12 protein-coding genes are annotated in these 12,896 nt (G+C 34.2%); 6 read left to right on the top strand and 6 right to left on the bottom strand.

Annotation, left to right across the window (positions count from 1 at the left end; all coding sequences use genetic code 11):
- Positions 1–15 precede the first annotated feature (15 nt).
- The 5 genes from ACE38P_RS04660 to ruvA form a co-directional block, all read right to left on the bottom strand.
- On the bottom strand, positions 16–1,428 hold the full coding sequence (locus ACE38P_RS04660; RefSeq protein ID WP_374699595.1) for a hypothetical protein: 1,413 nt from the start codon (positions 1,426–1,428) through the stop codon (positions 16–18).
- Between the two features lie 26 nt (positions 1,429–1,454).
- Entirely contained in the window at positions 1,455–1,619 is a 165-nt protein-coding gene (locus tag ACE38P_RS04665; protein ID WP_353281433.1) for a hypothetical protein, read from the bottom strand.
- Positions 1,620–2,004: 385 nt separating this feature from the next.
- A complete protein-coding gene (locus tag ACE38P_RS04670) occupies positions 2,005–3,216 on the bottom strand; it encodes a hypothetical protein (RefSeq protein WP_374699596.1) in 1,212 nt (403 codons plus the stop codon).
- A gap of 268 nt (positions 3,217–3,484) precedes the next feature.
- On the bottom strand, positions 3,485–4,474 hold the full coding sequence (gene ruvB / locus ACE38P_RS04675) for a Holliday junction branch migration DNA helicase RuvB (RefSeq protein WP_007302374.1): 990 nt from the start codon (positions 4,472–4,474) through the stop codon (positions 3,485–3,487).
- Complete coding sequence (gene ruvA, locus ACE38P_RS04680; protein WP_374699597.1) at positions 4,471–5,043, bottom strand: Holliday junction branch migration protein RuvA; 573 nt, start codon at positions 5,041–5,043, stop codon at positions 4,471–4,473. Before ruvA ends, ruvB begins: the two co-directional genes overlap by 4 nt.
- 299 nt (positions 5,044–5,342) lie before the next feature.
- Between ruvA and ACE38P_RS04685 the strand changes: the two genes are divergently transcribed.
- Both ACE38P_RS04685 and ACE38P_RS04690 read left to right on the top strand, forming a co-directional pair.
- Entirely contained in the window at positions 5,343–5,867 is a 525-nt protein-coding gene (locus ACE38P_RS04685) for a c-type cytochrome (RefSeq protein WP_007302376.1), read from the top strand.
- A gap of 1 nt (position 5,868) precedes the next feature.
- Positions 5,869–6,624, top strand: coding sequence for an alpha/beta hydrolase (locus ACE38P_RS04690; RefSeq protein WP_007302377.1), 756 nt, complete (start codon positions 5,869–5,871; stop codon positions 6,622–6,624).
- 42 nt (positions 6,625–6,666) lie between these two features.
- Here the strand turns inward: ACE38P_RS04690 and ACE38P_RS04695 are convergent, their stop codons facing one another.
- The gene (locus tag ACE38P_RS04695) at positions 6,667–8,580 is read right to left on the bottom strand and encodes an ATP-dependent helicase (RefSeq protein ID WP_374699598.1); all 1,914 of its coding nucleotides are present in this window, start codon (positions 8,578–8,580) and stop codon (positions 6,667–6,669) included.
- Between the two features lie 170 nt (positions 8,581–8,750).
- Here ACE38P_RS04695 and ACE38P_RS04700 point away from each other — a divergent pair, with 170 nt between their 5' ends.
- From ACE38P_RS04700 to nuoL, 4 genes are all read left to right on the top strand, one after another.
- On the top strand, positions 8,751–10,091 hold the full coding sequence (locus ACE38P_RS04700) for a hypothetical protein (RefSeq protein WP_374699599.1): 1,341 nt from the start codon (positions 8,751–8,753) through the stop codon (positions 10,089–10,091).
- Between the two features lie 64 nt (positions 10,092–10,155).
- Complete coding sequence (locus ACE38P_RS04705) at positions 10,156–10,743, top strand: NADH-quinone oxidoreductase subunit J (protein ID WP_029237644.1); 588 nt, start codon at positions 10,156–10,158, stop codon at positions 10,741–10,743.
- Positions 10,734–11,042 (top strand): NADH-quinone oxidoreductase subunit NuoK, encoded by a 309-nt coding sequence (gene nuoK / locus ACE38P_RS04710; RefSeq protein WP_064085801.1) that lies wholly within the window; start codon positions 10,734–10,736, stop codon positions 11,040–11,042. Before ACE38P_RS04705 ends, nuoK begins: the two co-directional genes overlap by 10 nt.
- Positions 11,043–11,046: 4 nt before the next feature.
- Positions 11,047–12,894: an NADH-quinone oxidoreductase subunit L gene (gene nuoL, locus ACE38P_RS04715; RefSeq protein WP_064085802.1), complete on the top strand. Its 1,848-nt coding sequence runs from the start codon at positions 11,047–11,049 to the stop codon at positions 12,892–12,894.
- Positions 12,895–12,896: the final 2 nt, after the last annotated feature.

Genomic DNA, 12,896 nt, shown 5'->3' on the forward strand with positions numbered 1-12,896 from the left:
TGATTTTTTATTAGTTTATGTCTGCTTTTTTGCAGAACATTGGTCAGGCTGTGATATAGAAGGTTGGTTAAATGTTGTTTTGGGCTTATTAAGAGAAGATCGTGCTGAAGATCGTGCTGAAGATCGTGCTGAAGAAGGGCCAAAGCCACTATCTTTAGCCGAAGCATCATCCCCACCTTTACCTTCACCATAGTAGTCGGGCCTAAGGAATTTGCTCGAGTTTCCATTATGTGATTTACCTATAACTGAATTCTTAGGTGAATCACCAAAACCACTATCTGCACTTGTATCTGCACTTGGTCCATCCGTCCCTACTTTTTCTTCAAGAGTTTGTGGTTTCATAGCTGGCACACGTGCAGGATCAATGGATAGCTTATATTTAACTTTATCTTTAACTTTATATTCGCTGATTAAAGAGCTCTCTGTGATCTTATCCATCACACAGTAAGCAATGTCTGGGTTAGCAAAATCTATTCCATACACTCCTTTACTGCCCAATAGCGATTTCTGTGAAGTCCGACCTTCAAAGCTATTTAATATATACATACCAAACATATTATTAACGTGATTCACTTCTTCTCTTGTTAAATATCCCTCCTCATTATTATAACTTACAATAGGAATTAAAATTGAATCTTCGTCACTGTTCAAGTAAGAGTCACGCAATATACGATCAACTGGTATGTTTGCTTTAAGAAACAAATTAACCACTGCAAATTTCAGCATGTCACTAACTCCAATCTCGCCTTTTGGAGTATCAAAACAACGACACATCAAGGATGCTCTATGTTTTACTATGTCTTGAACAAACTTAAGATCATCAAAAACGCCTTTCTTTAAATATACATCATTCCCCTTCTCTTCTAAAAAACCCTTAAATCTTTTAGGACTATTTTCATAACTTTCCATTCTCGATGAGAATGATTTTACAAAAGAGTCTTTTAATTCTCGATCATCAAAGCCCTTACAGTATAAATAATATTTTCTTTCAAAACCCACATCGTATAAATTGTTTTCCACATAATCTGGACCTTTAGGATGATCGTCTATAATACTCTCTATTGTGAATCTTATAAGTTCATTAGCTAGCAAATATTTTAGATTACAAACTACCTCTTTTTCAATTGGCACTGAAAACCTATGTCTGCTACTATCTGTAGTCCATTTTCCTTGATTAAAGTTAAAAGGAAAAGAGTCTGTATAAAAAAGATCATTGGCAGCCCTTTCACTTCCACAAAACTTTTCTACTATACTCTCTCTCATATTTTTCAAGTACTCTCTACGCTGATCAATATTCATATTTTTATCAAATGAGAGAACAACATGATCTTTTTCTATAGTGAGATTAGTAATAGCAGTATTATCAGAAAGAAGAACACTATTAAACGCTTTTACTAATTCTCGATTTATTTTACTTTTATTAGGCATAACGCCACCCCCCTAAACTAATATAATTATTTACTGCTGCTCTGACCACTAGATTGATTTTTCTTTCTTTCCTCTTCACGTCTAATCATGTCTCTAAAGTCATCTATTTTCTTTGGATCTATTTTACTCAGATCAATCTTTATTCTCCCTGAATCAGGTACTTTTTTATTTGGATCATTATTGCCATGCATATCAACCTCTAAATTAAATTATTATGTAATGAGTATATTAAGAATCAATTATTAGCACAAGCAGTTTTTTAACATAAATTTTATTCACCATTTTTATACTCCTGGATTCCAGACTGGGATGACAAGAGAAGAAGTACTGGAATAACAACTTTTTAAATTAAGTTTTCTGGATCCCAGTGTCAGCTACTTGGATGACAAGAGAGAGAGCTACTTGTCCGCCATGTCATTCCAGCACTTGATGCTGGAATCCAGATGAAAAACCAGTGTCACGCACTGGGATGACAAGAGAGAGCTACTTAGATGACATTCCGCCATGTCATTCCAGCACTTGATGCTGGAATCCAGATAAAAAACCAGTCTGGAATGAAAAAAAGAGAGAGAACCTTTACACACCTCTCTCTTTGACTGAAGAAGCATGGTTTTCAACTTTTACGTCCTCAGTTAATCCTCCTGGCAGTTCCATAGAAGCATTAGACTTTTGCTTACTACCATTAGAAGATCCTTTTCTTTTAAATCTCATCCCATGAGCATCATTCGATGTGTTTCTTTTAACTCTCCTGTGTCGCTCTGGAGCAGGTGGACAGACAGCTAATTTTGGTTTTTCAGTTTTCTCTTCTTTTGCTTCTTTCTTTTCTTTATTCATTTTTTCCAGTTTTTGTACTTCACTATTTTTGTGACTTATAACAGGTTTAGGTAGAGTGTCTACTAATTTTTCTATAGGCTTTGGTAAAATAGCACGTTCTTGCTTGTCTAGAACAATTGGCATTGGAACTTGAGATGAAAAATTAAATAGGGAAATTGGTATGATTTCATTCACTTTTGTTTCTATTTCTTGACGAACTTCTTTTGATTCTGTTTTTTCTGCTTTTTTGTCTCTTTTTTCCTCAGTTACATCTTGCTCTACTACTGCTGCTAAATCAACTGCAAAAATTTCTGCAAACATTGCAATGACTGAGCCCACGAGAAAAGTTTGAAGCTTCAATTTTAAATTTTGCAACGCTTGCAAACGTTCGAGTATTGCTATTTCTTCTTCAGGAGATAACTCACCGCTGAGTAATTTCTCCTGCAATTCTTTTATCTCTTTGTCTAGCCTTTTATCCCAACTTAAATCTAAATCTTTTTTGAAGATCTTTTTAACTAATTCCTTAAGCTTATCACGCAAAAACTTAATTATCGAAAGAAGCAGATTTTTCTCTTTCTTCTCCTTGAGCATTTTGTAGACTTTCGGATCTACATTTACTTCAAAAAGATTAAAGAGGGATTCAAAGAAATTTGCGAATACCCCTTGATTATTATCAGTAAAGTAATCCTCATTATCTTGTATCTGTAGCTCTACTTGAGATAATGTTTCATCAATGCAACTCGCAGCCTGACGCTCAAGCTCTATTCTCTTGAGCTCAGCTTTCCTAGCAAGCTCCTCCATGAATCCTTTTAATTCATTGAGCTTCTGCTCTGCAGAGAGATCTTGCTCTCTGATTCGATTAATGTAGATTGAGCTACCGTCCTCTTCGTTGTTATTGATTAAAAAATTTTTCATTGCTTTTTCTCCATTAATTGAATTACTGTTTCTATAATTGTTTAGAAAGCTTTTTACCATTTTATCTTAAGTCTATAAAATACAATAACTCAATCTTACAATATGAAGTATTTAATAAGTATTAATCTTAAAAAATATCAATAAATTATTGATATTTTTACATTCATACTATATACAGCCTAGCATATATTACGTAATTTTTCAAGAACATATTCACTATAACAGAAGACTTTCTTATTTGCCTCTAAAACACCTGCAAATCATATAATAAAAGAATATTATAATGTTTAATGTAATACTATACAATGTTATAAAATATAGTATAATACTAGCATACCACTGAATTAATGCTGAGATATTCCCTTGCTTGATCAGTTAAAACACGTCCTCTTGGTGTGCGCTTTACGAAACTGACCTTGATTAAATAAGGTTCTACTGTTTCTTCAATATTGCCAACATCTTCAGATAGTGCAATAGATATGGTGTCAATTCCAACAGGTCCTGAGGTGTTAAACAAAAATCTCAGATAATCCATATCTAATTTATTTAGTCCCATTTTATCTATACCCAATTTTGATAGTGCAGAACCGGCAATTTCACAGGTAATTTTTTTATCATCTTTTACTTCAACAAAATCTCTTATTCTTCTGAGTAATCTCAAAGCAATTCTTGGAGTACCACGGGCGCGGCAGGCAATTTCCTGCACAGCATCCTTTTCGATTTCAGCACAAAGAACTCTTGCACCTCTTTTTATAATATCAACCAGTTCCTCAAAAGAATAAAACTCAAGATGCAGGGGAATACCAAAACGATCCCTCAGCGGTGCAGAAAGCAGTCCAAGCCGTGTTGTTGCCCCAATCAGTGTAAATGGTGGTAAATCTATTCTTAAAGTTCTGGTAGATGGGCCCTCACCTACTAGTATATCTAGGCAAAAATCTTCCATAGCAGTATATAAAACTTCCTCAATGCTACGATTTAATCTATGGATCTCATCGATAAATAGAACATCTTTTGCATTTAAAGTAGTGAGCACTGCAGCTAAGTCCCCAGCTTTACTAAGCAATGGACCAGAAGTTGCACGAAAGCTAACCCTTAACTCCTTAGAGACAATTTGTGCTAAAGTTGTTTTACCAAGCCCTGGAGGACCATAGAGCAATACGTGATCCAAAGCTTCAGCTCTCGTCTGTGCAGCATTTATAAACACTTTTAAATTTTGTATTAAGTCTTTTTGCCCGACAAAATCATCAAGTTGCTCAGGCCGGATATTTAAATTACGTACATCTTCAGAGTATTCCTTACTACATGATATTGACTTCATATTGTTTTAAGCGCCATACGAATAATATCTTTAGTGTCCAAGTTTGGTGATTCATCTTCTATTTTTTTTATTGTATCATAAGCTTTTGTTCTTTCATATCCAAGATTGATCAAAGCTGAAAGAGCATCTTCACTAATTGAGTGAAAATGATTGTTATTTATCTCTAATTTACTTACTTTGCCATTCAGCTCAGTAATAATTCGATTTATGAGTTTCAGGCCAAGTCCACTCACCTTAAGTGCTAGTTTATCCTCACTTATAATTGCCAAAAACAGTTGCTCTGGAGTTAATTTGCTCAAAATTGACATTGCGGTTTTATAGCTGACACCGCTCACTTTAACTAATAAACGCAGACACTGCTGTTCTTCTTTACTTATAAAGCCATATAGCTGAGTAACGTTTTCTCTGCTATTTGCATAAGTGTCGATAAGTAATTTTACTCTACTTCCAATTGAACAAGCACTTAAAGTTTTGGCTGAAAGATATACTATGTAGCCAACATCATTCACATTCAGGATTATGTGATCGCTACACACCTCATCAACTATTCCTCTTAGATTTCCTATCATTTCTAGTACTTTATAAAATTCAGTTTAAATGCTCCTGAATCTTAGGTCAAGCAAACGAACATTATAGAAGTAGTTCCAGTTTCAATCATTGCAGACAAGTTTGCAGGAAATCTATTTTAATATGTTATTCCAGATCATTATGTAATTGAACCACAAGTTACTCCGATAGAAATAGAATTGCAGTCTCCTAACTTAGCTAAGTAATAGAAATTTCTATCTTTGGTGAAATAAAGGTAATTGTTTACTGTTTGCGAAAATATTTGCATAATTTAAGTAACATTACTTGATAAGAATTAACTATGGAGCTTAATAAGATTGCAGCATCGATTTTACTTTCTGGATTAATAATTATGATAGTTAGTAATGTAGTTGATATGCTATACAACCCAGAGGATTATAAAATTGAACACCAAACAATAGTAGCAGCCAGCAATGAGCCTCAACAAAAGATTGAACAAGTGGCACTTGATATTGGAGAGCTCATGCAGAATGCTAGCTTTGAAAAAGGCAAGTCAGCAGCAAAAAAATGTATAGCTTGTCATAGTTTTGAGAAAGGTGGAATGAATAAAGTGGGGCCAAACTTATGGAACGTGGTTGGAAATAAAAAGGCCCATCTTGGCAGCTCATTCAATTACTCAAAAGCACTACTTGAAAAAGGTGGGAAATGGGAGTATGAGGAGTTATTTGCTTTTTTAAAAAATCCAAAAGCCTACATAAAAGGTACACGTATGGCATTTGCAGGCATTTCCAATCCACAAGAGATTGCAGATCTAGTCAGCTATTTGCGTTCGATGAGCGATAGTCCGGTTGCCTTGCCAAAGTAGTATGAATTATTGTAAATTACTCGATGGAAGTAATGGCCATATAGCATATCGAAAGCTACAAGGAAAGAAGGCTTCTATAGTTTTTTTTAGTGGTTTTGCATCCAATATGGATGGAACTAAAGCAACTGCCGTTTACAAATTTTGCCAAGAAAATGATATAGCACTTGTGCTCTTTGATTATTTTGGCCATGGTAATTCAAGCGGTGATTTTGCTGATTATACAATAAGTGATTGGCAAAAAAATTGTGCTAAAGTGATAAGTGAATTAACTAGCAATAAACAAATAATTATAGGTTCAAGTATGGGAGGATGGCTGATGCTGCTCACTGCTCTTCAATTTCCAGAAAAAATTGCAGCATTAATCGGCATATCGTCTGCTCCTGATTTTACTGAAGATTTGATATTCAAGCAATTGTCAGGCAAGCAAAAAGAAGAACTAGGTTCTAAAGGTGTAATAGATTTTACTTCGGAGCATTGTGCATACAAAATAACTAAAAATCTGATCGAAGACGGTAGAAAGAACCTTCTTTTAAACAGAGAAGCAATAGATATAAACTGTCCTGTGCGCTTATTGCATAGCATTAATGATAAAGATGTTCCTTATCAAACTTCATTGAATTTAGCTGAAAAAATTAAGTCAACAGACGTTGAAGTACACTTAATAAAATCAGCAGAACACAACATGTCTGATAATCATTCACTGAAAATTTTATTTAAGACCATCAGAGAATTTTTGCCAGGAGAAATATATAATTGAAGTAATTCAGATGTGTTTGTCGTAAGAGCTGCAGTTATAGCTTCAACAGTAGGCACTATTCTTGATCACCTCAACATTTTCTCTTGGCAATTCTTTAATAAATCGAGAAGTGCGCATTGGTTGCCACTGATTATTAATTTCCCTCCTATCTGCACATGAAATGATCAACCTTTCTTTTGCTCTAGTTATGCCAACATATGCAAGTCTTCTCTCTTCTTCTAAAGCTTTACCATTTTTATCTTCAAAAGATCTTTGATGAGGAAATAATCCTTCTTCCCAACCAGGTAAAAACACGCACGGGAATTCAAGCCCTTTAGCCGCATGAAGAGTCATAACATATAAAGTGTCATCGCTATTCATATTATCCACTTCCATCACCAAACTAATATGCTCCAAGAAGGTTATAGTGCTGTCAAAATTCTTCAAAGATGAAATGAGCTCTTTAACATTTTCTATTCGCGCTAAACCCGTCACTCCTTCATTCTCAAGCATTTCCATATATCCTGATTGATTTGCTACGATTTTAACAAATTCATGCAGTGGTTTTACGCTTACTATTTCTTCCCAAGCTTTAATTTTATTTAAAAAATCATTTAGTGAGAGTTTAATTCTTTCGGTTACTTGATCACTATTAACCAATATTTTTGCTGCCTCAAAAAAAGAAATTTTGTTATCCTGAGCAGTCGTGTATATTTTCTTTAGAGTTGTAGCTCCTATGCTTCTTTTTGGACGATTTACGATCCTTTCAAAAGCGAGATCATCATTATTATTTGTAACAAGCCTCAAATATGCAATTATATCCCTTACTTCTTGACGTTCGTAGAATTTTACGCCACTTATAATCCTATAGGGAATTGAATATTTTATAAAATACTCTTCGAGCACTCTAGTTTGAAAAGTCGCTCTTACGAGCACTGCAATGTCACTAAATCTGTATTTATTGAGCTTTAATATCTGTTCGCTTATGAACCTTGCTTCAGCTTTCCCGTCCCATAATTTTATTAGATTTACCTTTTCCCCTTCAATGTTTGTTGTCCACAACTTTTTTTCTAAGCGAGTCTTATTGTGATTGATAACATATGATGCAGTTGCAAGTATGTGGAATGTTGACCTGTAGTTACACTCCAGTTTAACGGTTTTTGCATTTTTAAAATCATCGGAAAATTTCAAAATATTTTCAACTTCTGCACCACGCCAACTGTATATCGATTGATCGTCATCTCCTACACAACAAATATTTGAGTGCTCTTTTGCAAGGTATTTTAGCCAAAGATATTGTATTGCATTTGTATCTTGATATTCATCTACCATAATATATTTAAACTTGTTTTGGTAGTAGGACAGAACCTCGGTCTTTTGATTAAAAAGTTGTATGTTATATAACAATAAGTCACCAAAATCAACAGAGTTAAGAAATTTCAACCTTTCCTGATATTGGTGATAGACTTTGAGTGCAGTCACGTATACTTGCCTAAATGATTGAACATCTTCCACTTCAGACGGCAATAAACACTTCTCTTTCCATTGCTGAATAATATTCATAATGGTCTTACATTTTTCTGATAGGTAATCAGGGCTGATTTCATTAATAATATTTTTTATTACCTGTAATTGATCATCCACACCAATGATTGTGAAATTGGAATTTAAGCCAACAATTTCAGCATGATAACGTAAAATTTTTGCTGCAATTGCGTGGAAGGTGCCAAGCCATGGTATATTTGTGCCCGTAAGTTCAAGCACTCTTGATATCATTTCATTTGCTGCTTTGTTCGTGAATGTAACTGCTAAGATCTCATCGGAGTAAGCGTAGCCATTTCGAATTATGTGCGCTATTCTTGAAGTGATCGTTCTTGTTTTTCCCGTTCCGGCTCCTGCCAGTATTAAAACTGGTCCATCTATGTTAGTTACAGCTGATTGTTGTTCTGGATTTAGCAGCGAGAGATAATCGTTCATTGTAGCCCTATAAATTATAGCTGCAGTAAGTTAATCTTACTACTTGCGCTCTGTAAAGTTTTTGTTGCTTGCTTCCAGTTTATTTCAAACAGTAGGTGCCTGGATTGACAAATGTTAAAATTTTAGGTAATATTGAAATATATACTAATAATAGTAAATAGATAATAAATATGTTTGCTAATTTAAATGGTCAAGAACAATTACAACAAAGAAAAGTGCGTTTTGCAGACCACAATGAGCTATCAGAAGATAAATCTGAATATGACTGGTATGGCTGGATCGATCACTTGATATCTCTGGAGTTTCACAAGGCTATAGAGGAGTTAGAAAAAGAGATCAGTGAGTTAGAAAAAGAACTCGAAGAATTAGAGGATAAAAATAAAAAGAGGTTAAAAAGTGATACGGAAACAGACCTCAAATTTATCAAATACCTAACTAAGCATTTTAATAATCCTGAAGAGATTATAAAGGAGTTAAAATCGTATGTTGATGAGGATAAATCTAGAGCGTCAAATAGGATGAAAAGTCATATTGTATTGGTCAGATATTTTGCTGAAAAGGTGCAAATAAAAATGACTGAAGAAACCAACGAATTTATAAAAGGCATTAAAATTAAATACGAGAAAAAAACAAGAACTAAAAGATTGCGTAAAAAAAACCCTCAATCTCTTTATGCTACTTCAGATAAAAATACAGCTAAACAATATGACGAAGAGGCTTACGATAATAAGCTAAAAGAATTAAGGAATTTAATTATTCATTCAAAAAATAACTTTAATCATGATATCCATGTAAGTCTGCTTATTAGAGTCAATAATGGTATTGTAGGTGATATTTGGGATAAACCTAATAAACTAGGAAAATCTAGTCATGAATGGAAGCTGATACATTGTGTAAAAGAATTGCTAAAGATTAACCATGGAAATTTTAAACAAATATTGGGTAGCATTGAAGATCTCATGGAACCATCATTAAAGCAATATAAAGAGCTAAGCCCTCCTATCAACATAACACAAGATCAAAATCTTAAAACAACAGCACTTGCAGAAGTAAGTTTGCAGTCTAAGGAATCTTTTCCAGGCGATACTGAGAATGATTTACAAGGCACCCAACCTACACCAGGAGGCTGTAAACCACTAAAGCGTGAAGGAACAGAAGGATTAGCTGTTCCTTCAGCTGGCACTAAAATAGATATGAATAGTGGCCAATTACAAACAACCTCTCACGAACTGCAAAACCCTTATGATAATGCAGGTATGTATAGCGCTTTAGGTGTTGCTGTTGTCGGTTTTATAGCAATTGGAGTGATGTTATGTGCTACAGGTAATCCAGTTCTTGGAGGAGTCTTTATAGCAGTCCCTGTAATTAGTGCATTAATACTTGGTATTGCAAAAATTTATGAAGAAGTCAGTAAAAAGAAGGAAAAAAAGCCAGAAATAGATACATTGACCGCCTTGAGAGAAGTGCTTACCCCTCAATGGTTAAGTAAGGGTAGAGTTTCAAATATTTAATATGATATTGACTTTATTGTAATAGTGCTTTAATTAGGTAAGTAGCGTTGAAAGTAGTACGTTAATGCCTTTTTTCTTTTATTTTTTTGCAATTCTTAGCATTTTATCTGCTGTATGCGTAATTAGTGTAAGAAATCCTGTGCATGCAGTATTATTTTTAATTTTCACCTTCGTTAATTCTGCAGTTCTTTTTATTCTCCTTGGAGCTGAATTCATCGCTATGATGATGCTGATAGTATACATCGGTGCAGTTGCAGTGTTATTCCTCTTTGTAGTCATGATGCTCGATATTGACTACATAAGATTGCATCAGGGTTTTGCAAAGCATTTCACTCTTGGTGCTATATTATGTGTTGTGTTTTTTCTAATCATCAGCTTTGTAATTCGCAGTTCAGAACCGAATATAAGCAATGTTATAAACTATAATAACAATAACGTGAAAGCTATCGGTAATTTGCTCTACACTGACTACATGTACGCTTTTCATCTTTCTGGTATTCTGCTGCTTGTTGCAATTGTTGGTGCAATTGCTCTTACTTTGCAGGAAAAGAAAAAAGGAGTTAGAAAACAGAACGTGTTAAAGCAATTGACACAATCTTCATCTGTAAAATTGATTAAGGCTAAATTTGGAAAAGGAGTAGAATGGAAATAGGATTAAATCATTTTTTGATAGTTGCTGCTATTTTGTTCACTATTGGCGTGTGTGGTATTTTCATTAACCGTAAGAGCATAATCAATATACTGTTATCAATAGAAATATTATTGCTGGCGATTAACATCAATTTAGTTGCTTTTTCTGCCTTTATGAATGATATAGTTGGGCAAATTTTTGTGATGTTTGTGTTGACTGTTGCGGCAGCAGAGTCAGGAGTTGCGCTTGCAATATTGGTTGTATATTATAGAAGCCGTGGCAATATAGACGTTGAACAAGCAAATTTAATGAAAGAATGAAAGTATGATGGATATACTGAAATTAATAGTATTTCTGCCACTTTTTGGTTCATTCTTTGGAGCATTTTTTAGAAAAAGTCAGTTAGTTACAACGGCAGGGATTGGAATATCTGCAGTTTTATCTTGGTATGTTTTTCTCACCTTCTCTGAAAATTATCACTTGAGTTTATTTCCTCTATTTTCATTAAGTGTATTAAAAGTAAATTGGGCAATTAGTGTGGATGCTCTCTCATCCTTAATGCTTATTGTTATTACCACCGTTTCACTGATAGTACATCTCTACTCTATCGGTTATATGGAGCATGATAAGGGGAAGTCGAGGTTTTTTTCTTACCTATCGCTATTTACGTTTTGCATGATTGTGCTGGTTGTAAGCGATAATTTCGTGCAGCTTTTTTTTGGCTGGGAAGGGGTTGGCCTGTGTTCTTATTTACTCATAGGATTTTGGTTCCAAAAATATTCTGCAAATAATGCAGCAATTAAAGCATTTGTTGTGAATAGGGTAGGAGACTTTGCACTATTGATTGGAATCTTTCTTATTTATTATACATTTCACTCTTTGAATTTTACTGAAGTTTTTGATACAACTGATCTTCTTGGCACGCAGAACATTAGAGCATTCTGCTGTGAATTCAAAGTAACTCATATAATATGCATATTACTTTTTATTGGCTGTATGGGTAAATCTGCACAGCTTGGTTTACATGTTTGGTTGCCAGATGCAATGGAAGGGCCAACCCCTGTTTCTGCACTCATTCACGCAGCAACGATGGTAACAGCAGGTATATTTTTAGTAGCAAAATGTTCTCCATTATTTGAGCTATCAAATGTGGCACGAGAATTAATAGTTATTGTTGGGGCACTTACTGCTTTCTTTGCAGCTACGGTTGCGATTACTCAGAACGATATAAAAAAAATAATTGCTTATTCAACCTGCAGTCAACTTGGTTATATGTTCATGGCATGTGGGCTTTCTGCTTACAATGTTGCTATTTTTCATTTAATGACACACGCTTTTTTTAAAGCTCTACTATTTCTTGGTGCTGGCAATGTGATTCATGCAATGCATCATGAGCAAAACATTCAGAAAATGGGAAATTGCTGGAAGAAAATCCCTTGCACTTATACTCTCATGTGGATTGGATCTCTTGCGCTTTCTGGAATATTTCCATTTGCAGGTTTTTACTCAAAGGATTTGATAATTGAACATGCTTATAGCACGGATAGCTTTGCTTTTGTAATAAGCTTAGTTGTTGCATTCTTCACAGCGTTTTACTCTTGGAGGTTATTGCTTATTGTGTTCCACAGCCAAAAACAAAGTAAAATTAATATACATGAGGCACCAAAGATTATGCTTATACCATTACTGATACTTGCTTTTGGATCAGTATTTTCTGGAATATGGGGAGCAAATATTTTGAACATAACTAGTAATGCGTTTTGGAAATCAAGTTTAGTGATGATTGATGAGCATGGGGTTCATAATTTCTTTATAAAACTACTGCCAACCTTAGCAAGCCTAAGTGGAATAGCACTTGCGTACCTAATTTACCAATATCAAGTAATTAGGCAAATTAAGAGTAAATTTTTACTTAAGTTTTTGCAGAATAAATGGTACTTTGATGAGGTGTATGAGTTTGTTATAATTGCACCGATAAGGTTTATATCTAGGCTTCTATGGAAGTTTGATGTTAAGGCTATTGATTCATTTGGACCAAATGGTGTTGTAAGGTTGGTTAATGAATGTTCAAAAAGTTCTATAAAGTTACAAACTGGTTATATATTTGATTATGCATTTATTATGTTTGTTACTTTAATAATCGGTGCTTTGTATATTATTGGAATTAAATAAAA

Source organism: Wolbachia endosymbiont (group A) of Limnophora tigrina (genome assembly GCF_964263225.1).
Lineage (GTDB): Bacteria > Pseudomonadota > Alphaproteobacteria > Rickettsiales > Anaplasmataceae > Wolbachia.